At 26.9% G+C, this 20,895-nt stretch carries 23 protein-coding genes and 1 tRNA gene; 15 read left to right on the top strand and 9 right to left on the bottom strand.

All coding sequences use genetic code 11. The features are described 5' to 3' along the window. Nucleotides 1–18 precede the first annotated feature (18 nt). From rsmA to MADAR_RS00830, 3 genes are read left to right on the top strand one after another with little or no spacing between them, the layout of a single operon-like run. Nucleotides 19–798 (top strand): 16S rRNA (adenine(1518)-N(6)/adenine(1519)-N(6))-dimethyltransferase RsmA, encoded by a 780-nt coding sequence (gene rsmA / locus MADAR_RS00840; protein WP_014158645.1) that lies wholly within the window; start codon nucleotides 19–21, stop codon nucleotides 796–798. Further along, nucleotides 795–1,679, top strand: coding sequence for a bifunctional 5,10-methylenetetrahydrofolate dehydrogenase/5,10-methenyltetrahydrofolate cyclohydrolase (locus MADAR_RS00835; protein ID WP_014158644.1), 885 nt, complete (start codon nucleotides 795–797; stop codon nucleotides 1,677–1,679). Before rsmA ends, MADAR_RS00835 begins: the two co-directional genes overlap by 4 nt. Further along, nucleotides 1,676–2,287, top strand: coding sequence for a 7-carboxy-7-deazaguanine synthase QueE (locus MADAR_RS00830; RefSeq protein WP_014158643.1), 612 nt, complete (start codon nucleotides 1,676–1,678; stop codon nucleotides 2,285–2,287). The genes MADAR_RS00835 and MADAR_RS00830 overlap by 4 nt, the downstream gene beginning before the upstream one ends. On the opposite strand, the gene hisIE is transcribed toward MADAR_RS00830, so the two are convergent. The 8 genes from hisIE to hisG are packed head-to-tail and all read right to left on the bottom strand — an operon-like array spanning nucleotide 2,284 to nucleotide 9,414. Beyond that, nucleotides 2,284–2,889 (bottom strand): bifunctional phosphoribosyl-AMP cyclohydrolase/phosphoribosyl-ATP diphosphatase HisIE, encoded by a 606-nt coding sequence (gene hisIE / locus MADAR_RS00825; RefSeq protein ID WP_014158642.1) that lies wholly within the window; start codon nucleotides 2,887–2,889, stop codon nucleotides 2,284–2,286. The two genes, MADAR_RS00830 and hisIE, sit on opposite strands and share 4 nt — an antisense overlap. Beyond that, on the bottom strand, nucleotides 2,876–3,658 hold the full coding sequence (hisF, locus tag MADAR_RS00820) for an imidazole glycerol phosphate synthase subunit HisF (RefSeq protein WP_014158641.1): 783 nt from the start codon (nucleotides 3,656–3,658) through the stop codon (nucleotides 2,876–2,878). The genes hisIE and hisF overlap by 14 nt, the downstream gene beginning before the upstream one ends. A gap of 7 nt (nucleotides 3,659–3,665) precedes the next feature. Further along, a complete protein-coding gene (gene hisA / locus MADAR_RS00815) occupies nucleotides 3,666–4,394 on the bottom strand; it encodes a 1-(5-phosphoribosyl)-5-[(5-phosphoribosylamino)methylideneamino]imidazole-4-carboxamide isomerase (RefSeq protein ID WP_014158640.1) in 729 nt (242 codons plus the stop codon). A gap of 18 nt (nucleotides 4,395–4,412) precedes the next feature. Continuing rightward, nucleotides 4,413–5,003, bottom strand: coding sequence for an imidazole glycerol phosphate synthase subunit HisH (gene hisH, locus MADAR_RS00810; protein WP_014158639.1), 591 nt, complete (start codon nucleotides 5,001–5,003; stop codon nucleotides 4,413–4,415). Between the two features lie 18 nt (nucleotides 5,004–5,021). Then, the gene (gene hisB, locus MADAR_RS00805; protein WP_014158638.1) at nucleotides 5,022–6,161 is read right to left on the bottom strand and encodes a bifunctional histidinol-phosphatase/imidazoleglycerol-phosphate dehydratase HisB; all 1,140 of its coding nucleotides are present in this window, start codon (nucleotides 6,159–6,161) and stop codon (nucleotides 5,022–5,024) included. Then, nucleotides 6,158–7,246, bottom strand: a complete 1,089-nt coding sequence (gene hisC, locus MADAR_RS00800; RefSeq protein WP_014158637.1) for a histidinol-phosphate transaminase — start codon at nucleotides 7,244–7,246, stop codon at nucleotides 6,158–6,160. Before hisC ends, hisB begins: the two co-directional genes overlap by 4 nt. A gap of 4 nt (nucleotides 7,247–7,250) precedes the next feature. Next, on the bottom strand, nucleotides 7,251–8,543 hold the full coding sequence (gene hisD, locus MADAR_RS00795; RefSeq protein WP_014158636.1) for a histidinol dehydrogenase: 1,293 nt from the start codon (nucleotides 8,541–8,543) through the stop codon (nucleotides 7,251–7,253). Nucleotides 8,544–8,556: 13 nt separating this feature from the next. Beyond that, complete coding sequence (gene hisG / locus MADAR_RS00790) at nucleotides 8,557–9,414, bottom strand: ATP phosphoribosyltransferase (RefSeq protein ID WP_014158635.1); 858 nt, start codon at nucleotides 9,412–9,414, stop codon at nucleotides 8,557–8,559. Between the two features lie 136 nt (nucleotides 9,415–9,550). Here hisG and MADAR_RS00785 point away from each other — a divergent pair, with 136 nt between their 5' ends. Next, complete coding sequence (locus tag MADAR_RS00785) at nucleotides 9,551–10,315, top strand: exodeoxyribonuclease III (protein WP_014158634.1); 765 nt, start codon at nucleotides 9,551–9,553, stop codon at nucleotides 10,313–10,315. Between the two features lie 17 nt (nucleotides 10,316–10,332). Here MADAR_RS00785 and MADAR_RS00780 read toward each other — a convergent pair. Beyond that, nucleotides 10,333–10,405, bottom strand: a tRNA-Lys gene (locus MADAR_RS00780). Nucleotides 10,406–10,436: 31 nt separating this feature from the next. On the opposite strand from MADAR_RS00780, the gene MADAR_RS00775 reads away from it, so the two are divergent. The 11 genes from MADAR_RS00775 to MADAR_RS00725 all read left to right on the top strand — a co-directional run bounded on the left by MADAR_RS00775 (nucleotide 10,437) and on the right by MADAR_RS00725 (nucleotide 20,892). Further along, a complete protein-coding gene (locus MADAR_RS00775) occupies nucleotides 10,437–10,952 on the top strand; it encodes a shikimate kinase (RefSeq protein WP_014158633.1) in 516 nt (171 codons plus the stop codon). A 2-nt stretch (nucleotides 10,953–10,954) separates the two neighbouring features. Beyond that, nucleotides 10,955–12,280, top strand: coding sequence for a tRNA lysidine(34) synthetase TilS (tilS, locus tag MADAR_RS00770; RefSeq protein WP_014158632.1), 1,326 nt, complete (start codon nucleotides 10,955–10,957; stop codon nucleotides 12,278–12,280). A 66-nt stretch (nucleotides 12,281–12,346) separates the two neighbouring features. Beyond that, the gene (gene serC, locus MADAR_RS00765) at nucleotides 12,347–13,411 is read left to right on the top strand and encodes a 3-phosphoserine/phosphohydroxythreonine transaminase (protein WP_014158631.1); all 1,065 of its coding nucleotides are present in this window, start codon (nucleotides 12,347–12,349) and stop codon (nucleotides 13,409–13,411) included. A gap of 2 nt (nucleotides 13,412–13,413) precedes the next feature. After that, a complete protein-coding gene (locus tag MADAR_RS00760; RefSeq protein ID WP_014158630.1) occupies nucleotides 13,414–14,067 on the top strand; it encodes a YggS family pyridoxal phosphate-dependent enzyme in 654 nt (217 codons plus the stop codon). 122 nt (nucleotides 14,068–14,189) lie between these two features. Beyond that, nucleotides 14,190–14,780 carry a glycoside hydrolase family 73 protein gene (locus tag MADAR_RS00755; RefSeq protein ID WP_014158629.1) on the top strand — a complete coding sequence of 197 codons (591 nt, stop codon included), beginning with the start codon at nucleotides 14,190–14,192 and terminating at the stop codon, nucleotides 14,778–14,780. A gap of 27 nt (nucleotides 14,781–14,807) precedes the next feature. Continuing rightward, nucleotides 14,808–15,215 carry a glycine cleavage system protein GcvH gene (gcvH, locus tag MADAR_RS00750; protein ID WP_014158628.1) on the top strand — a complete coding sequence of 136 codons (408 nt, stop codon included), beginning with the start codon at nucleotides 14,808–14,810 and terminating at the stop codon, nucleotides 15,213–15,215. Nucleotides 15,216–15,234: 19 nt separating this feature from the next. Then, on the top strand, nucleotides 15,235–17,463 hold the full coding sequence (locus tag MADAR_RS00745) for a cation-translocating P-type ATPase (RefSeq protein WP_014158627.1): 2,229 nt from the start codon (nucleotides 15,235–15,237) through the stop codon (nucleotides 17,461–17,463). Nucleotides 17,464–17,486: 23 nt separating this feature from the next. Next, entirely contained in the window at nucleotides 17,487–17,639 is a 153-nt protein-coding gene (gene ccoS, locus MADAR_RS00740; protein WP_014158626.1) for a cbb3-type cytochrome oxidase assembly protein CcoS, read from the top strand. After that, a complete protein-coding gene (ccoN, locus tag MADAR_RS00735; RefSeq protein ID WP_014158625.1) occupies nucleotides 17,640–19,826 on the top strand; it encodes a cytochrome-c oxidase, cbb3-type subunit I in 2,187 nt (728 codons plus the stop codon). 4 nt (nucleotides 19,827–19,830) lie between these two features. Then, a complete protein-coding gene (locus tag MADAR_RS00730) occupies nucleotides 19,831–20,010 on the top strand; it encodes a hypothetical protein (protein WP_014158624.1) in 180 nt (59 codons plus the stop codon). Nucleotides 20,011–20,013: 3 nt separating this feature from the next. Continuing rightward, the gene (locus MADAR_RS00725) at nucleotides 20,014–20,892 is read left to right on the top strand and encodes a cbb3-type cytochrome c oxidase N-terminal domain-containing protein (RefSeq protein ID WP_014158623.1); all 879 of its coding nucleotides are present in this window, start codon (nucleotides 20,014–20,016) and stop codon (nucleotides 20,890–20,892) included. The last annotated feature ends 3 nt before the right edge of the window (nucleotides 20,893–20,895 follow it).

The raw sequence follows: 20,895 nt of genomic DNA, 5'->3' as shown, positions 1-20,895 counted from the left end.
ATTTCCTATCTTTGCGAGATGAAGCAATTTTTTTTGAAAAAAAAATTTGATCAATATTTTTTAAAGGATAAAAATATAGCTAAAAAAATTGTAAAAAATCTTTCTTTTAAGAATTATAATACAGTAGTAGAGTTAGGGCCAGGTTTAGGTATATTAACTCGTTATTTATTAACTGCTCCATGTAATAAAAATAAAGTTTTTTTAATAGAAATTGATGATAAACTAATTTTTAGTTTAAAAAAAAAATTATCTATTTCTAATAAAAATATTATCCATAAAGATTTTTTAAAATGGAATCCAGAAGAAATAAAACTTCAAAATTTTGCTTTAATTGGAAATTTTCCTTATAGCATTTCTTCTAAAATATTATTTCATATATTAAAGTATAATCAATATATACCAGAATGTATTGGAATGTTTCAAAAAGAAGTGGTAGAACGTATAATATCTCATAAAGGGGAAAAAAACTATGGAATTCTATCTGTACTGATACAAACATTTTATGATGTAAAATACCTTTTTACTGTTAAAAAACATGTTTTTTATCCTATTTCAAACGTAAAATCGGCCGTGATATCCTTAAAAAGAAAAGAAGTAAAAACTTTGTGTAGTAAAGATATTTTATTTCAATGTGTAAAAATGGCTTTCGGTCAAAGAAGAAAAATATTGAAAAATTCACTAAAACCTTTCAAAAAAGGTGAAAATTTTTATAATATTCCATTTTTAAATAAAAGAGCAGAACAATTATCGGTGAAAGAATTCCTTCAATTGGCAAAAGAAATAGAAATTATAAAATGACTAAATTATTAAATGGGAAAAAATTAGCTATAGAAATAAGAAAAGAAATTTCTAAGGAAATAGAAAAAAAAATACGCAATAAAAAAAAACCTATTCCTCATCTTGGAATTATTTTATTAGGGAACAATAGTTCCAGTATCCTCTATGTCAATAGAAAAATACAAGAATGCAAAAACATTGGAATACAATCTTCTTTAATTCATTTACCTGTAGAAAGTTCAGAAAATGAATTGATAAAAGAAATTCAAAAAATGAATCAAAATCCATTAATAGACGGTTTTATTGTTCAATTACCTCTTCAAAAGCATATCAATACGGATAAAATTATTTTGTCTATTAATCCAAAAAAAGATGTAGATGGATTTCATCCAGAAAATTTCGGAAAGATGTCTTTAAATATGAATGCTTTTTTTCCTGCGACTGCATTAGGAATATTAACTCTTTTAGAAAAATATAAGATCCAAATATCTGGAAAATATACGGTAGTTATTGGAAGAAGTCGTATTGTAGGAAGACCAATTAGCATTTTGATGAGTAGAAAAAAAAATATTGGAAACAGCACTGTAACACTTACTCATAGCCATACTCCAAATATAAAATATTATACAAAAAGAGCCGATATAATTATAATTTCTGTTGGAATTCCAGGTTTTTTAACCGGAAAAATGATTAAAAAAGGAGCTGTAATTATAGATGTAGGCATTAACAGAATAAAAAATGGAAAAAATTTATTTTTGAAAGGGGACGTCGATTTTCATAGTGTTTATGGAAAAGCATCTTATCTTACACCTGTTCCAGGTGGAGTAGGTCCTATGACTATAATTATGCTTATAAAAAACACTTTAAGGGCTGCACTAAATAGAAATAGAAGTTCTAAATGAAAAGTATATCCTTTCCTATAAAAGAGACTTTTTATTCTCTACAAGGAGAAGGTCATTATTTTGGAATCGCTGCATATTTTATTCGTTTTGGAGGATGTAATATCCAATGCGATTGGTGTGATACAAAATATAGTTGGAAAATAAAAAAAAAGGATTTTTTAACAATTTCACAAATCATTAATAATATCAATAATGAGAAAGTCAAAACAATCGTTATTACTGGTGGAGAACCTACGATGTGGGATTTATCTCCCTTAACAAGAATACTTAAAAAAAAGGGATATCGTATTCATGTTGAAACATCAGGATCCTATCCAATTGATGAAAAAAATATTGATTGGATTACTCTTTCCCCTAAGAAAAAAAAACGTCCTTTAGAAGAAAATTACAAAAAAATGAATGAGTTAAAAATAATTATTGATGATGAAAGTGATTTTTTTTTCGCAGAAGAACAAGCTCTTTATGCTAAAAAAAACAATTGCATATTCATTTTACAGCCTGAATGGAAAAAGACTATAAAAATAATCCCAAAAATAATTTCTTATATAAAAAATCATCCTAAATGGAAAATATCTCTTCAAATACACAAGATATTAAATATCCCTTAGTTAATATGTCTTTTTTCTAAAAAATTTATTACATCTTGAATAGTAAATCCTTTACTATGTAGAAGAATAAGATAATGAAATAATAGATCTGCAGATTCATTCAGGAATGAGACACTGTTATTATCTTTGGATTCAATGATCATTTCTACGGCTTCTTCCCCTAATTTTTGAGATATCCTATTAATTCCTTTTTTGAATAATTGAAAAACATAAGAATTTTTATATTTTTTATTAATTCTATTAGAAATTAGATTTTCTAAATAAAATAAAAAATTCATTCTATTGGATTCTTTCCAACATGTATCTGTTCCTTTATGGCAGATAGGACCTTTAGGTTCGGCTTTAATTAGTAAAGAATCTTTATCGCAATCAATCAATACATCTTTAATTAAAAGATAATTTTTGCTAACTTCTCCTTTGGTCCATAATCTTTTTTTGGATCTACTATAAAAAGTAACTTTTTTTTCTTCAATAGTTTTTTTATACGCTTCTTGATTCATATAACCCAGCATTAAAACTTTATTGGTTTTTGAATCTTGAACAATAACGGGAATTAATCCTTTTTGAAAATTTATTTCTGTTTCTTGATTAAGAAATTTCATTGTCTTTTATTGTTGTGATTCTAACAGGAATATTAAAATGATTTAAATAACATTTTAAATTAGGAATTTTTATTTCTCCATAATGAAAAATACTTGCAGCTAAAGCGGCGTCTGCTTTCCCATTTTTAAAAACTTGATAAAAATCCTCTAATTTACCAGCCCCACCTGAAGCAATAACAGGTATCGAAAGGCGTTCAGAAATTTTTTTAATTATATCTATAGCAAAACCATTTTTCGTACCGTCATGATTCATTGAAGTTAATAATATTTCTCCTGCACCTCTATTGGCTCCTTCTTCAGCCCAATCTAAAGTTTTTTTTCTAGTTGGAATCCTTCCTCCATTTAAGTATACCCTCCATTCATTTTCTTCGTATTTTGTATCAATAGATAAAACAATACATTGACTTCCAAATCTTCTAGAAAGAATTTCTAAAATTTTTGGATTTTTAAATCCAAATGTATTAATGGATATCCTATCTGCTCCTGCATTTAACAAAGATTCAACGTCTTGTTCTTCCCTTATCCCTCCACCAACAGTAAAAGGAATATCAATATAACGAGATATTTTTTTAACTAAACTAGATAACGTTTTTCGTTTTTCATTTGTGGCTGTTATATCCAAAAATATTAATTCATCTGCTCCTTGTTTGGTATACCAACGAACCAGTTCTATTGGATCTCCTGCCTCTCTTAGATATTTAAAATTAACTCCTTTTACAGTTTTTCCATCTTTTATATCCAAACAGGGAATAATACGCTTAACTAACATAAAAAAATCATTTTAAACTTACCAATATATCTTTCAGTTCTGAAAGCAATATTTTATTTTCATATATAGCTTTTCCGATAATAACGCCATGACAACCTAAATCATATAAATTTTTTATATCTTCTATATTCCTTATTCCTCCACTAGCAATAAATTCAATATTCGGAAATTTAAGAATAATCTTTTTATACAAGGAAAAAGAAGGACCGTAGAGTTTACCATCTTTAGATATATCCGTGCAAAAAATTTTTTTTATTCCATGACTATTTTTTTCTTCTAGAAAACTAAAAAAAGGAATTTCATGAAATTTTGTCCATCCATTACTAGCTATTTTATTATCTTTTACATCCACTCCAAGAAGTATTTTCTCTCCTCCATAAATATGAATCCATTTTTCTAAAAGAAAAGGTTTTGTAACAGCAATACTTCCAATAGTAGCCATATTTCCACCGTTTTCAAATACAATACGTACATCTTCATCCGTATGAATTCCTCCTCCAAAATCAATAATGAGATGTGTATGTTTGGCTATTTTTTCCAAAACATTCCAATGAATCACTTTTCCTTTTTTTGCTCCATCTAAATCTACTAGATGTAATCTAGATATTCCATTATCTTCTAATAATAAGGCCATATCTAATGGGTCCTTGTTATAAATTTTTTTTCTTCTATAGTCGCCCTGTGTTAGACGAACACATTTTCCATCAATAAGATCTATAGCTACAATAATATTCATTAATTGTTTTTTTGTATTTTACAATCTAATAAAGTTTTCTAATATCTTATGTCCTACATAAGAAGATTTTTCTGGATGAAATTGTACCGCATAAAAATTTTTTTTCTGAAGTGCAGAACTATAAGAAACTATATATTCTGTTTTAGCTATGGTATATTTTCCTAAAGAAGCATAATAACTATGTACAAAATATTGATAACTTCCATCTGGAATATTTTCAAATAAAGGTCCTTTTAATTGATGAATAGTATTCCAACCTATTTGAGGGATTTTTTTTTTTTTATTTTTTGATTGAAATTTTCTGACCAATGAATCAAAAATACCTATACAGGTTGTGCTGCTTTCTTCTGAATATTGGCAAAGTAATTGCATTCCTAAACATATACCCAATACAGGTTGTTTCAATTTAGATAAAATAAGGTCCAATTTCTTTTCTCTTAAGCATTTCATAGCGGAATTCGCTTCTCCTACACCAGGTAAAATAACTTTTTCCGCATTTTGAATGGACTCTATGGAATTTGTTACAACAGCTTCTACTCCTATTCTTTCTAAAGCAAAAAGAACAGATTGTACATTTCCAGCAGGATATTTTATAACAATTGTTTTCATAATTTTATCTCAAAATTTTTACAATAGACCTTTAGAACTAGGTAATTTATTATTATTTATTCGTCGTTGTATAGCCATTTTAAGAGCTCTAGAAAAAGCTTTAAAAATAGATTCTATCTTATGATGATCATTTTCTCCTATAGCTTTAATATATAGATTACATTTAGCATGGAAAGAAAAAGATTTAAAAAAATGGATGAACATATCCGTAGGAACTTTTCCTATTTTTTCTCTTAAAAACTTTGCTTTCCAAGATAATTCACTTCTTCCTCCAAGATCTAATGCTACAGTAGCTAAACAATCATCCATAGGAACAGAAAAAAAACCATAACGTTCTATTCCTCTTTTATCTATAGATCGATGAAAAACTTCTCCTAAAGTAATGGCAGTATCTTCTATAGTGTGATGTTCATCTACCTTAAGATCTCCCTTTGTATGAATATTCATATCTATTCCACTGTGAAAAGCCATTTGTTCTAGAAGATGATCAAAAAAGCCTAACCCTGTTTGTATCTCCGATTTTCCTTCTCCACCATAAAGTTGAATAGTGATTTTTACATCTGTTTCTAATGTTTTTCTTCTATGTATAAATCTTTTATTAGATACATATTTTAAATATTCGTAAATTTTTTTCCAATTATCAGTTTTTAAGACTATTACTTCTTTTAAAGAATTTTTTTTTATGGAAAACTCTTTTTCTTTATCATCTTCATTTATCCATATGGACTTACATCCTAAGTTTTTAGCCAATAAAATATCCGTTATCCTATCCCCAATAACAAAAGAATGTTCAATATTGTAATCCGGATTTTTTAAATAAATATTTAGCATATCTGTACCAGGTTTTCTAGTAGAAGAATTTTCTTCTGGAATAGTTCTATCTATATGAACGGAAGAAAAATTGATTCCTTCTGTTTTTAATATTTTTAATATATGATTATGTATAGGCCAAAAATTTTTTTCAGGAAATTTTTCAGTTCCCAAACCATCTTGATTGGTTACCATAACTAAATCATAATCCAAATCATGAACTATTTTCGTTAAAAAAAATATAACTCTTGGATAAAAATTTACTTTTTCCAGGGAATCAATTTGATAAGTAGGAGGATGTTCTTTGATGATGGTCCCATCTCTATCAATAAACAATATTTTTTTCATTTTATAATGAATTTTTCGGAGTATTTTTTCATTTGGTTTATCAAATATTCATTTTCTTCATGAGTACCTATTGTTATTCTTAAACATTCATCACACAAAATTATTTTTGAACGATCTCTAACAATAACGTTTTTTTCAACCAAATATTTATAAATTTTTCTTGAAGGAAAAGAAACTTTAACTAATAAAAAATTTGAGGAACTAGGATATACTTTCTGTATGATAGGAATTTTATTTAAAGCCTCCTCCATATATTTTCTTTCTGAAAGAATATTTTTTAGATGATAAAAAAATAAATCCTTATTTTCCAGTGCTTGAATAGCTATTTTTTGTGAAATTTTACTGATATTATAAGGAAACTTTACTTTATTCATCCACTGAATGATGTCTTCAGAAGTAATAGCTATTCCTATTCTTAATCCAGCTAATCCCCAAGATTTAGAAAGTGTTTGTAAAATAATTAAATTAGGGTATTTTTCTATTTCTACAGAAAAAGATTCTTGTTCTGAAAAATCAATATAAGCTTCGTCCAAAACAACAACCCCGGTAAATTTTTTGATTATTTTTTGAATATCTTTTCTTTTTAAATTATTTCCAGTAGGATTATTCGGGGAACAAATAAAAATTATTCTACTATATGGATTGATTACTTCTTTTATCTTTTTCAAATTTAATTGATAATTTTCCTCAGTTAAAAGAACTTTCACAATATCTACTCCATGAATTTTTCCACTCACTTCATACATTCCATATGTAGGAGGAAAAATAATGGAATGATCTCTGTTTGGACGAGAAAAGATACGATAAATTAAATCAATAATTTCATCGCTTCCATTTCCTAAAAAAATTTTGGATGGAGAAATTTTCTTTATTTCGGATATTTTTCTTTTTAATTCCATTTGTAATGGATCCGGATATCTATTGTAAGAATTAGAAAAAGATAAAGGAGCTCCAAAAGAATTTTCATTAGCATCTAGAAGAATGTATTCGTTTCCTTTTTTAGAATATTCTTCTCTAGCAGAAAGATAAGGATCTATTTTTAAAATGTTATCTCTGATTAAGGAATTTAAATTGAAACTACTCATGCATTTAATTTTTTAATCTAATATTAATGGATTTTTGATGAGCTATTAACCCTTCTTCAGAAGATAATACATTGATACATTTTGAAAGACTTCTCAATCCTTTCTTGGATATTTTTTGAACAGTTATTTTCTTAATAAAACTATTGACAGATACTCCACTATAAAATTTAGCATAACCAGATGTAGGAAGTACATGATTAGTTCCAGAAGCATAATCTCCGACACTGATCGGAGAATAATTTCCCAGGAATATAGATCCAGCATTTTTTATCTTTTCACTCCAATAAGAAGCATTATTACAATTAATAATAAGATGTTCTGGAGCTACTTGATTGATTAGATTAATGCATTCTTCTAAAGAAGAAAGAATAATCATTTTACTTTTTTCCAAAGACTTTTTAATTATATGTTCTCTATTATTATTGGAAAGATTGATTAATTGCTTTTTTAATTCACTTTTTACTGTTTCTATCCATTCATATTCATTTACAGTAACTAAAAGAATGTAACTTTCCATGTCATGTTCCGATTGAGAAATAAAATCAGAAGCTACATATTCTGGATTAGCTGTACTATCTGCCAATATAACACTTTCTGAAGGTCCTGCAGGAATATCTATAGCAACAGCTAAATTTTTGGATACTATTTGTTTGGCCATTGTTACATAAGAATTTCCTGGACCAAATATTTTGTATACAGAAGGAATACTTTCTGTTCCATAAGCCATAGCTGCAATAGCTTGAGCTCCTCCTACTTGATATATTCGTGTAATTCCTATATATTTTTTAGCTGTATATAGAATAGAAGGATGAATGGATCCATTTTTATTTGGAGGAGAACATAGAATTATATCTTCGCATCCTGCCAATTTAGCTGGAATTCCTAACATCAATACAGTGGATAATAAAGGAGCGGAACCTCCAGGAATATAAAATCCTACTTTTTCTATAGGAACAGATTTTCTCCAACAAGTAACTCCTGGTAAAATCTCAATCTTAGATTCTTTATGAATTTGTTTTTGATGAAAACATAGAATGTTTTCATATGCTATTTCAATAGATTCTTTCAAAGAATTTGAAATTTTCATACTGGCTTTATCAATATCTTCTTTCGTTACTTGAATATATCTTATATTCAAGCCATCATATTTATTCGTATAGCTTTTTAAAGCTATATCTCCATATATTCTCACATTATTTATAATAGTAGATACATCTGGTAAATCTTCTTTTTTAGGTCGTTCTATAATAGATTTCCAGGTATTAAATGGAGGATGTGTGTATACTTGAATATCCATTATTGTTAATATGTTAAAGTATAATTTTTTCTATTGGAAGAACTAATATATCTTTTGCTCCAAGAGATTTCAAATTTTCTATAATACCCCAAAAATCATTTTCATTGACTACAGAATGTACAGAACTACATTTTGAATTTGCTAATGGAAGAATAACTGGACTTTTAATTCCTGGAAGATAGGATATTATTTTTTCTAATCGTTCGTTAGGAACGTTTAAAAGAATGTATTTATTATTTTTAGCTTTTTTTACAGATCGAATACGAAAAAGCAATTTGTCCATTATAATACTTTTTGGAGATTCTAGATGAATATTTGAGGCTAAAACTGCTTCAGATTGAAGAATTGTTTCGACTTCTTTTAGTCCATTCATAAAAAGTGTGGACCCACTGCTAACCAAATCGCAAATACAATCTGCTAATCCTATTCCAGGAGCTATTTCTACAGCTCCAGATATTTCGTGAATTTCTGCTTTTATATATTTTTTTTCAAAAAATTCTTTAACCAAAAATGGATAGCTTGTAGCTATTCTTTTTCCATTTAAATCATCTATATTTTTGTAAATTAAAGATTTTGGCGTAGCTATAGAAAGACGACATTTACCAAATCCCAAAGTTTCTTCTATTTTTATTTTTTTTCTTTTCTCCAAAAGAACATTCTTTCCAACAATCCCTATATCAGCGACTCCATCTTCTAAATATTGAGGAATATCATCATCTCGTAGAAAAAGTATTTCTAGTGGAAAATTAAGAGCTGTTGTTTTTAATTTGTCTATTCCAATATTAACTTCTATACTGCAATCTTTAAGCAATTTGATGGAGTCTTCATAAAGACGACCTGATTTTTGAATAGCTATTTTAAGTTTATCCATCCTACACCTACATAAATACTATAGCTTTTTATTAATCTCTCTGGATTTCTTAATGAGCAAATATAAAAAACTATTTTGAATATTATTTTCCATTTTTGTTATTAGGAACGATTACTTTTAATAAAAAATTTTTTTTATGAAAATTGTTAGTTATAATATTAATGGAATTAGATCTGGAATAAAAAAAGGGTTGTTCAATTGGATTGAAAAAAGCAACCCAGATATTTTATGTTTACAAGAAATAAAAGCTTTTCCAGAACAAATAGAAACCAATAGAATTGATGATTTGGGGTATTATCATTATTGGTTCCCTTCAACAAAAAGAAAAGGATATAGTGGCGTAGGAATTTTGTGCAAGAAAAAACCGGATCATATAGAATATGGAATAGGAATAGATTCTATTGATCAAGAAGGAAGGATATTGCGCTTAGACTTCAAAAAAATATCCGTGATCAGTCTTTATATTCCTTCAGGAAAGGATATGAAAAATAGATTAAATTTTAAATTTTATTTCATGGATCATTTTTTTGATTACGTACAAAAGATGAAAAGAGAATTTCCAAATCTCATTATTTGTGGGGATTATAATATTTGCCATAAAAAAATAGATATTCATGATCCAGTACGCAATCGGGATATTTCAGGTTTTTTGCCAAGGGAAAGAAAATGGATGAATGATTTTTTAAATTTAGGATTTATCGATAGTTTTAGGAATTATGTTAAGGAAGCTAGACATTATAGTTGGTGGAGTTATCGTTATAATGCAAAGAAAAATAATAAGGGGTGGAGGATTGATTATGCAATGGTAAGCCATTCTTTGAAGAAGGAAATGATCAATGCTTATTTACTTTCTGAAATATCATATTCTGATCATTGTCCAACAGTGTTAGAAATAAAATAGAAAGAATGAATAAAAAATGACCTGACTGGGATTCGAACCCAGGACCCTTACATTAAAAGTGTAATGCTCTACCAGCTGAGCTATCAGGTCTTTACAAATATACTAGAAATTTTATGTTTTTATGAGAGTAACTTTAATTGGATATATGGGCTGTGGAAAAACTTCTATAGGGAAAATTTTATCCTACAAGTTGAAATGGAATTTTTATGATTTAGATTCTATACTGATCAAAAAAGAACAGGATACTATTGATAATATCTTTAAAAAAAAAGGAGAAAAATTTTTTAGAAAAATAGAACATTTAATGCTTCAGAAAATTTTAAAAAAGCATAAACAATATATTCTATCTGTTGGAGGTGGAACTCCTTGTTATTACAACAATATTTATTTATTAAACAAATTTTCGAAAACTTTTTATCTAAAGACAAATATTTACACATTGTTTAAAAGATTATATAAAGAAAAAAAGAATAGACCATTAATATCTCATTTTTCTAAGAATGAATTATTTAAATTTATTATGAAGCATTTCTCAAAAAGAATTTTTTTTTATGAAAAATCTTATAAAAAAATTAATGTGACCGAAAAATCCAAAGACGAAATAGTTCAAGAAATTATAAAATATTTAATCGTTTAATTATGACGTTAGATGATCATTTTTTTTTAGAGGAAATCATAAGATATTTTTCCTTTGATAATCAGAAAAAAAATATTTGTGTTGCTGTAAGCGGAGGGGTAGACAGTATGGTTCTTCTGAATTTATTACTAAATGTTCCTAATATTACATTAAGTGTGGCTCACTGTAATTTTACCCTAAGAGATCAAGAATCTAATGAAGATGAAATTTTTGTAAGAAATTTTTGTGTTAGAAAACATATTTTATGTCATATTAAGCGGTTTAATACTTTGGATTTTTCTAAAAAACGAAAATTATCCATACAAATGGCTGCTAGAAAACTTAGATATGATTGGTTTGAGGAGCTATTAAAATATTATGAATATATAGCATTAGGACATCATTTAAACGATTCTATAGAAACTTTTTTTATCAATATGATGAGAGGAACAGGAATTAAAGGATTGTTAGGAATTCCTAGAAAAAAAAGAAAATTTATTCGTCCTCTTTCTAATTTTACTAAAAAAGAAATTTTACATTATGCTCAAATAAAAAATATAAAATGGAGATTGGATAGTACTAATAAAAATGAAAAATATATAAGAAATAAAATTCGTTTGGTTTCATCTACTTTTTCAGATCTATTTTATAAGGGGTTTAAAAAAAGTATAGAATATCTTAATCAGGAAAATTCTTTTATAGAAAAAGAGATTCAAAGAATCCATCAAGAGATAACAGTGGAAAAAAAAAATAATCCATTTCTTTGGAAAATAGAATGCAAAAAAATAAAAAATTTACAACCCTTGTCTTTTTATTTATTCAAATTTTTTTTTCCATATGGATTTTGTGATATAAAAAATTTAAAACATCTTCTTCATGCACAATCTGGAAAACAACTACTATCAAAAAAATATCGTATCGTCAAAAATAGAGATTATTGGATTTTAGTAGAAAAAAAGTTTCTTGAAGCAAAAAATAAAAAAGTCCATATTATACAAAATATAAAATTTTGTTGTATAATGGACTTTTTGCCAATTAGAATAGAATTTTTTTTGGATCCAAAGAAAGAAAATTACAAGAATATGTCCTTCATAGATTTTGACAAGATTCAATTTCCTTTACAATTAAGAACATGGAGAAAAGGCGACTTTTTTTTTCCTTTGAATATGAAAGGGAAAAAAAAATTAAGCAAGTATTATAAGGATAAAAAATTTTCTTTTTTGGAAAAAGAACAAACATGGTTATTGGTTAATGGAAATGGAAATATTATTTTGGTCATAGGAAATCGTTTGGATGATAGATTCAAAATTACAGAGAAAACAAAGAGGATATTAGGAGTAAAAATATAACTTTTGTATTCCAGAATAAAATAAATTCAATCAGTATTTTTTTAATTTTGGAAAAAATTAGTTATTATGAAAATATATAATTTCAATGCAGGTCCTTCTGTTTTACCAGAAACAGTGATTAAAAAATCAGCTCAAGCTGTCATAGATTATCATCAACATGGTTTATCTTTGCTTGAAATATCTCATAGAAGTAAAGATTTTCTAGAAATATTGGAAAAAACTACAAATTTAGTCAAACGATTGATGAATTTAAATGACGGTTATGCCGTTCTTTTTCTTCAAGGAGGAGCCACTTTACAATTTACAATGGTCCCATATAATTTAATGAAAAAAGAAGCAGCTTATTTAGATACAGGAATATGGGCTAATAAGGCTATTCAAGAAGCTAGAAAATTTGGAAAAGTAAGAATTATTTTTTCAGGAATAGAAAAAAACTATTCCTATATATCTAAAAATTACCACATTCCAGATCATGTAGATTATTTTCATTGCACTTCCAATAATACTATTGTTGGAACACAAATGAAAAATTTTCCTATCTCTTCTATACCAATGATTTGTGATATGTCCTCAGATATTTTTAGTAGGAAATTGGATTTTTGTCAGTTTGGTTTAATCTATGCTTCTGCACAAAAAAATATTAGTTCTGCAGGAATGACTATCGTTATTGTGAGAAAAGAAATTTTAGGAAAAATAAAAAAAGAAATCCCTTCTTATTTGGATTATAAAATTCATATCAAAAATAAAAGCATTTTAAATACACCAAATATATTTTCTATTTATACTTCCATGTTAACCTTAGAATGGATAGAAAAAAAAGGAGGAATTTCTATTTTGGAAAAAGAAAATCAACAAAAAGCAAAATTATTGTATGAGGAAATAGATAGAAATAATCTATTCGAAAACAAAATTCACAAAGAGGATCGTTCTAACATGAATGTTACTTTTTTTTTAAAGAAAAAACATTTAGAAAGTAAATTTAATGAAACATGGGAGAAAGAGAATATAGTTGGATTGGATGGACATAGATCTTTAGGTGGATATCGTGCTAGTATATACAACGCCCTTCCATTAGAAAGTGTTCAGTTTTTAATTTCTATAATGAAAGAATTTGAAAAAAAATTTTCGTAAACATGAATGACATCGAATATCGTTTTCTTTCTATAAGAAAATCAATTCCTAAAAACATAAATATTTTAGCCGTATCTAAAAAGCAAGAAATATCTTCTATCAAAAAACTGTATAAAATAGGACATAGAGATTTTGGAGAAAGTTATGTTCAAGAAATGATTCAAAAATATCAAAAATTACCAAAGGATATTCGTTGGCATATGATTGGAAAAATACAAAGTAACAAATTGAAATATATAATTCCTTTCATTCATCTAATTCATAGTGTTCAAAAAATTGAACATATTCAAATAATAAATAAAATAGCATTAAAACATAATCGTATCATAAACTGCTTGTTACAAATAAACATTGGAAATGTAACTAATAAATATGGCATCACAAATAAAGAAGCCTATGATATTTTGGAAGATGACAATTATAGAAATATGAAAAATGTAAAAATTATTGGAATAATGGGAATGGGAACTCTTCATGGATCTATTCAACAAATACGTCACGAATTTGATGGTTTGAATAAAATATATTATGAATGTAAAAATAAATATCGACACAATGTTCTTTCCATGGGAATGAGTAAAGATTATCCAATTGCTATAGAATATGGAAGCACCATTATTCGTTTAGGAACGGTTATTTTCGGAAATAGAAAATAAAGTCATTCATTACTTTTGACTGAATCTATTCATCTATTCCCCTATACGAAAGATCTGTAATTTTACGGAAAAAAATGAAAAATTTTTTTTACTTTTTGTTTTTCATCCACTTTCTATTTTCAATGGATGAAAAAAAAGAAAGAAAAGATGTTATCATCTATATTAAAAAGTATGCTTTATTTGCTGTTGAAGAAATGGAAAAATTTGGAATACCAGCTAGTATTAAATTAGGACAAGGGATCTTAGAATCATCTATGGGAAATAGTATTCTAGCTAAAGATGCCAATAACCACTTTGGAATAAAATGTGGAAGAAATTGGAAGGGCAATATTTATTATCATGACGACGATCTTCCAAGAGAATGTTTTCGAAAATACAATTCAGTTCGGGAATCTTTTAATGATCATTCAAAGTTTTTGAAAAATCCGCGTTATTCTGAATTATTTGATCTTGAAAAAAACGATTATAAAGCTTGGGCTATAGGATTGAAAAAAGCTGGTTATGCCACGTCATTAAATTATTCGGAGAGATTAATTCATCAAATAGAGAAGTACTTTTTATGGAAATTGGATAAAGAAAATTCTAGAGAAATAGAAAAAAAAATAGATCAATATTTAATCGAAATAAAAAAAGATAAAACCGAGCATATCGGTTCTTTTTTTTGGATTCATTTTTTAGATAAAATTTTCCTTTTTTTTAAAAAAAAAAATTAAAATAAACCGACAAGAAAGATAGATAAAATGAACCCCAATAATTTAAAGTATAGCAAAAATCATGAATGGATAGGATTGGATATGGAGACTGTAAATAAAAATGAAAAAGCCTACGTGGGAATTACTCATTTTGCTCAAAATGAGTTAGGAGATATTGTCTATTTGGATATAGAGGATTCCATTGTAGGAACAAAAATAAAAGGAGGAAATGTTTTTGGAACAATAGAAGCGGTAAAAACTGTTTCAGATTTATTTATGCCAGTTTCAGGAATTATCCTTGAATTTAATAAAAATTTATTGTCTCATCCGGAGTATATCAACAAAAATTCTTATGATAAAGGATGGATACTCCAAATAAAAATTTTGAATAAAAAAGAATACCACGAATTGATGTCGTTGGAAGAATATAAAAAATATATAGGGAAAAAGAAATGAAATCTATTTTTCAGAAACCATGAAAAAAACTGAAAGTTTTTATTTTCTTGACGATGAAAAAATTGCAGGAAAGATAATTGATTTTAAAAATGAAGATATTACTTTCGTTCGTTTTTTCATACCTTCCATTCACTGTAGTTCATGTGTCCTTATTTTGGAAAATTTGTCCAATATTCATAAAAGTATTCTTGAATCTACTGTTGATTTTTCCAGTAAGGAAGTTGGAATAACATTCAATAATAGGGAATTAAGATTGAGTGAATTGGCCTTATTTCTTAAAAATATCGGTTATAAACCGTCTATTAATTTTGAATCTTTAGAAAAAAAAAAAAAAAAAAAAATATTCGATAGAAAATTAATAGGGAAATTAGCCGTTTCTTTTTTCTGCTTTGGAAATATTATGTTATTAGCCATTCCAGAATACATAGGAGGAGCCAAGGAAGATCTATGGTTTTTAGAAAAACGTCATTTTTTCCGTTATTTAATGTTAATTCTTTCTTTACCTATTGTTTTCTTTTCATTTGTAGATCATGTTCAATCCGCTTTTTTAGGGATAAAAAAACATATTTTTAATATAGATGTTCCTATTTCTATTGGAGTATTGGTACTTTTTTCATGGAGTTGTTATGAAGTTTTTTTTGATTTAGGATATGGATATTTTGATAGTCTTGCGGGTTTTTACTTTTTTTTGCTAATCAGCAAAATGTTTCAAGTTCATACTCATAGTCAAATACTTTCTTTTGAAAAAAATTATAAGTCTTTTTATCCTATTTCAGTATCCAAGATTAAAAATAATAACCAAGAAGAAAATATTTTACTTTCCTCCTTAAAAAAGGGGGATATAATAATAATTAGAAATGAAGAAATTATCCCTGTAGATTCCATCCTAATAAAAGGAAACGCTCTATTGGATAACAGCTTTATTACAGGAGAATCTTATTTAATAAGAAAAAAAATTGGAGAACGTATTTATGCTGGATCTAAACAAAAAGGAGAAGCTATTTGTTTAAAAGTCATTAAAGAAGTAGATAAAAGTTATCTAAGTTTATTATGGAATAAGAAAAGGTTTCGTAAAAAAAAACTCTTAAATTCGATATCCAATAAATTTAGTCAATATTTTACTCCTATTGTTTTAATCATTTCTATAACAACTGGAATATGTTGGTTTTTTATTGATCCAACAAAAGTATTTCAAACTGTATTTTCTGTGTTAATTATTACTTGTCCTTGTGCTGTCGTTCTTTCTGCTCCATTTATACTTTGGAATATCATACGATTTTTTTCTAAAAAAGGATTTTATGTGAAAGATATTTTTACAATGGAACGAATTGCCACAATAAGTACTTTAATTTTTGACAAAACAGGAACTCTTACAGATCCAGATAAAGAAAAAATTTTTTTTTTAGGTCCTTTCCTTAAGGATAAGGATAAAAAAATTATTGCCTCTTTATTAAGAAATTCGAATCACCCATTAAGTAAAAGAATATTTTCAGAATTATCCATACAAGAGTATTATTCTACAAAAAATTTTCAGGAGATTATAGGAAAGGGAATGGAAGGAATTGTAAATAACGTTTTAGTTAAAATTGGATCTCCAAAATATTTAGGAGTTACAATAAATAGTAATAATTGTAATAAGAAAACAATTGTTGCTATTTCTATGAACAAACAATTTATAGGTTATTTTTACTTTATAAATTATTATCGTAAAGGAATAGAAAAGATATTCAAAAATCTAAAAGAAAGATATAAAATCATTATTTTATCCGGAGATAATAATGAATTAGAAAAAAAATACTTAGAATCTATTCTCCCAAAATCAAGTAAAATACTTTTTAATCAGAGTCCAGAAGAAAAACTGGATTATGTTATAAAAATACAAAATAGTGGAGAGAAAGTAATGATGATTGGGGATGGGATAAATGATTCTTCTGCATTAAATCAAAGTGAAGTAGGAATTTCCATATCAGAAAAACCAACTAGCTTTTTTCCTAATTGTGATGCTTTTATTCAATCTAATTATTTGGATAAAATTTTTTTGTTTTTAAAAATATCCAGAATATCTATTAGATTGGTTATGGTTAATTTTATGATTAGTTTACTTTACAATTTCATAGGAATTACGTTTGCTATTACCGGTCATTTAAGACCTTTTGTCGCTGCTGTTTTAATGCCTTTGAGTTCCTTATCCGTCATCACTTTTTCTCTACTATCTACTTGGCTAGTTTATAGAAGATTTATATCTTAGATTTACGGAAAATTATTTATGATATGGATATATTAATTATTATGATATTGTCTAGTATTTCTTTAGGAGGTATTTTTCTTATAATTTTTTTAATTAGTCTTTATTCTGGTCAATTTGATGATTATGAATCTCCTAGAATTAGAATGTTAATAGATGATACTTCTGAAAAAAAATAAATGAAAATGGAAACATACTACTACAACAATCGTATTGTAAAAGCTTTTCTATATGCTACCATATTTTGGGCTATTATTGGATTTTTTGCAGGATTATTTATTGCTATTCTATTATTTTGTCCTGATATCCCTGATTTTTTATTAGGTAGTAAATTGAAAAATTCTCAAGGAATAATGGGTTTTGGTCGTTGGCGAATGTTGCATACTAGTACAGTAGTTTTTGCTTTTGTTGGCAATATTATTTTTACAGGATCCTACTATTCTTTACAACGTTTGTTAAAAACTAGAATATTTAGTGATATTCTTAGTTGGATACACTTTTGGGGATGGCAAATTTTTATTTTTTCTACTTGGATTACTTTTTTACTTGGAATAAATACTAGTAAAGAATACGCAGAACATGAATGGCCTATAGATATAGCTATTTTTTGTATTTGGATGGTTTATGGAATAAATATGATAGGAAGCATTTTAAAAAGAAAAATTAAACATTTATATGTAAGCATTTGGTTTTTTTTAGGAACATGGGTTGCTGTAGCTATGTTGCATGTCTTCAACAATCTTGAATTACCTATTGATGTTCTATCTTTTAAAAGTTATTCCATATATGCTGGAGTTCAAGATGCTTTAATGCAATGGTGGTATGGACATAATGCAGTTGCTTTCATTTTAACCACTCCTATACTTGGATTAATGTATTACTTTGTTCCAAAAGCCTCTAATCAACCCATTTTTTCTTATAAACTTTCTATTATTCATTTTTGGTCCTTAATCTTTATATACATATGGGCTGGACCACACCATCTCATGTATACCTCTCTTCCTAATTGGGCTCAAGTTTTAGGGACTATTTTTTCCATTATGCTAATTGCTCCTTCTTGGGGTGGGATGATCAATGGATTACTTACTTTAAGAGGGGATTGGGAAAAAGTAAAAAAAGATCCAATTTTAAAATTTTTTGCAGTAGGAATTACTTGTTATGGAATGGCTACTTTTGAAGGGCCTATGTTAGCAACTAAAACTTTAAATTCCATTGGCCATTTTACAGATTGGGTTATTGCTCATGTTCATTTAGGAACTTTAGGTTGGAATGGATTCATGGCTTTTGGAATCATTTATTGGTTAACACAAAAATTATGGAATACCAAACTCTATTCTATTTCGTTAGCCAATATTCACTTTTGGTTAGGGATATTTGGACTCATATTTTATATCTTTCCTCTTTATTTTGGATCTATTTTACAAGCTGGAATGTGGAAAAAATTTAACCCCGATGGAACCCTAGCATACAAAAATTTTTTGGATACCGTTTCATCCATTATTCCTTTTTATAAAATAAGATTTATCGGTGGACTAATTTATTTTTTAGGTTTTATTATAATGATTTATAACGTCTATAAAACCATAAAAAAAGGAAATTTTATTAATAATGAAGCTTTTCGAATAATTCCTTTGAATAATAAAATAGAAGAAAAGGAAAAATTTCATAATTGGTTAGAACAAAAACCTATACAATTCACTATTCTTTCTTTCCTAGCAGTAGCTGTTGGAGGTTTTATAGAAATAATTCCTACTTTAGTGATAAAATCTAATGTTCCTACTATTTACAGTATAAAACCTTATAAAGCTCTTGAATTGGAAGGAAGAGACTTATTTGTAAGAGAAGGATGTAATTCCTGTCATAGTGCACAAGTTCGTCCTTTTCGAGACGAAGTGGTTCGTTATGGAGAATATTCTAAAGCAGGAGAATTTATATACGATCATCCATTTCTTTGGGGATCTAAACGTACAGGACCTGATTTAGCTAGAGAAGGAGGAAAAAATCCTAATTCATGGCATTTCAACCATATGTATAATCCTCGTTCCACTTCTCCTGGATCTATCATGCCAAGATATCCTTGGCTAATTTTTAATGAATTAGATAGGTCAAAAACAGAAAAAAAAATAAAAGCTATGGTAAAATTAGGAGTTCCATATACTTTTGAATACATACAAAATGTATATCATGATATGGATATTCAAGCTAGTAAGATTGTCGCTGATATCTATCAGGAATATCCAAGTTTGAAGAAAGAAATGGATAGACAGAAAAAAATGGAAAAAGATAAGTTTATTCCTTTGGAAAAAAGAGAGGTTATAGCCATAATTGCTTATTTACAACGTTTAGGGACAGATATTAAATCTTAATTTAATGATAAGTTTTTTTAAACAATATTTTACAACGGAAAAATATATAGGGATATTTCAATCCATTATGTTAGTTCTTTTTCTTTTCTCTTTTTTTTTCATTTTATTTGTTGTTTGTTCAAAATCTAAAAAGTATTATAAAAAAATAAGTATTCTTCCTTTAGAAGGAAAAGAAAAAAAATAAAATATGAGATCAAAAATTTCTTCCTTTATTATGATTCCTTCTATTTTATCAGTTCTAATATTCATGTTCTATGTTTTGTTTGGTATCGATAATAGTTCGTACATAGTTCATCCAGTCACTATATCCTTTTTTATTGTTATTATTATATTGTTGTTTATTTTAGATTCCATTGATAATTTAATATACCGAAAAAAATTAAAATTTCTTACAGAGGAAGAAAGACGTAAAATTATTGAAGAGAATGAAGGAAATTATTTTTATAGAATCTATAAATTTCTATTTCATGATCCTAAAAAAATAAATCAAGGGGTAAAAAAAATAGATCATGGATTTGATGGAATTCTAGAATTAGATAATAAATTACCGATGTGGTGGATGCATCTTTTTTCTATTACAATTGTTTTTTCCTTCATTTATTTTTTTTCTTATTTACTAATAGATTTTTCTAATCCTTATAAGGAGTATGAAATATCTTATAAAAATCAGTTAAAAGAAATAGAAAGGTTTGAGAAAAGTATGCCACAAGTAACTATAGAAAATTCTTCTTTTAATGCAAAATTTGTTGATAGTGGAAAGACTCTTTTTGAAGAAAATTGTGCCACTTGTCATAAATCTGATGGAAGTGGAAATATAGGTCCTAACTTAACGGATGATTATTGGATCAACATAATGGAAAAAGATTTATTTAAAAATATATTTTCTATTATCTGGTATGGGAGTAAGAATAATCCTACTATGCGTGCTTTTGGTCAATCAGGAGAAATTAAAGGGAATGATATTCAGAAAATATCCAGTTATGTTTATTTTATCAATACAAAATTAAAAAAACCTATTAACCACAAGGATCCTCAAGGAAAAAAAATCATGAATTGGAATAATTAACTA

This window comes from Blattabacterium sp. (Mastotermes darwiniensis) str. MADAR (assembly GCF_000233435.1).
GTDB lineage: Bacteria > Bacteroidota > Bacteroidia > Flavobacteriales > Blattabacteriaceae > Blattabacterium.
Note: the sequence above shows the minus strand (reverse complement) of the source record. Positions and strands in the feature narration are given on the sequence as shown.

Excerpts from the sequence above, each read along its gene's own strand:
- rsmA (WP_014158645.1), top strand. The coding sequence starts at position 19 with ATGAAGCAATTTTTTTTGAAAAAAAAATTTGATCAATATTTTTTAAAG.
- MADAR_RS00835 (WP_014158644.1), top strand. The coding sequence starts at position 795 with ATGACTAAATTATTAAATGGGAAAAAATTAGCTATAGAAATAAGAAAA.
- MADAR_RS00830 (WP_014158643.1), top strand. The coding sequence starts at position 1,676 with ATGAAAAGTATATCCTTTCCTATAAAAGAGACTTTTTATTCTCTACAA.
- hisIE (WP_014158642.1), bottom strand. The coding sequence starts at position 2,889 with ATGAAATTTCTTAATCAAGAAACAGAAATAAATTTTCAAAAAGGATTA.
- hisF (WP_014158641.1), bottom strand. The coding sequence starts at position 3,658 with ATGTTAGTTAAGCGTATTATTCCCTGTTTGGATATAAAAGATGGAAAA.
- hisA (WP_014158640.1), bottom strand. The coding sequence starts at position 4,394 with ATGAATATTATTGTAGCTATAGATCTTATTGATGGAAAATGTGTTCGT.
- hisH (WP_014158639.1), bottom strand. The coding sequence starts at position 5,003 with ATGAAAACAATTGTTATAAAATATCCTGCTGGAAATGTACAATCTGTT.
- hisB (WP_014158638.1), bottom strand. The coding sequence starts at position 6,161 with ATGAAAAAAATATTGTTTATTGATAGAGATGGGACCATCATCAAAGAA.
- hisC (WP_014158637.1), bottom strand. The coding sequence starts at position 7,246 with ATGAGTAGTTTCAATTTAAATTCCTTAATCAGAGATAACATTTTAAAA.
- hisD (WP_014158636.1), bottom strand. The coding sequence starts at position 8,543 with ATGGATATTCAAGTATACACACATCCTCCATTTAATACCTGGAAATCT.
- hisG (WP_014158635.1), bottom strand. The coding sequence starts at position 9,414 with ATGGATAAACTTAAAATAGCTATTCAAAAATCAGGTCGTCTTTATGAA.
- MADAR_RS00785 (WP_014158634.1), top strand. The coding sequence starts at position 9,551 with ATGAAAATTGTTAGTTATAATATTAATGGAATTAGATCTGGAATAAAA.
- MADAR_RS00775 (WP_014158633.1), top strand. The coding sequence starts at position 10,437 with ATGAGAGTAACTTTAATTGGATATATGGGCTGTGGAAAAACTTCTATA.
- tilS (WP_014158632.1), top strand. The coding sequence starts at position 10,955 with ATGACGTTAGATGATCATTTTTTTTTAGAGGAAATCATAAGATATTTT.
- serC (WP_014158631.1), top strand. The coding sequence starts at position 12,347 with ATGAAAATATATAATTTCAATGCAGGTCCTTCTGTTTTACCAGAAACA.
- MADAR_RS00760 (WP_014158630.1), top strand. The coding sequence starts at position 13,414 with ATGAATGACATCGAATATCGTTTTCTTTCTATAAGAAAATCAATTCCT.
- MADAR_RS00755 (WP_014158629.1), top strand. The coding sequence starts at position 14,190 with ATGGATGAAAAAAAAGAAAGAAAAGATGTTATCATCTATATTAAAAAG.
- gcvH (WP_014158628.1), top strand. The coding sequence starts at position 14,808 with ATGAACCCCAATAATTTAAAGTATAGCAAAAATCATGAATGGATAGGA.
- MADAR_RS00745 (WP_014158627.1), top strand. The coding sequence starts at position 15,235 with ATGAAAAAAACTGAAAGTTTTTATTTTCTTGACGATGAAAAAATTGCA.
- ccoS (WP_014158626.1), top strand. The coding sequence starts at position 17,487 with ATGGATATATTAATTATTATGATATTGTCTAGTATTTCTTTAGGAGGT.
- ccoN (WP_014158625.1), top strand. The coding sequence starts at position 17,640 with ATGAAAATGGAAACATACTACTACAACAATCGTATTGTAAAAGCTTTT.
- MADAR_RS00730 (WP_014158624.1), top strand. The coding sequence starts at position 19,831 with ATGATAAGTTTTTTTAAACAATATTTTACAACGGAAAAATATATAGGG.
- MADAR_RS00725 (WP_014158623.1), top strand. The coding sequence starts at position 20,014 with ATGAGATCAAAAATTTCTTCCTTTATTATGATTCCTTCTATTTTATCA.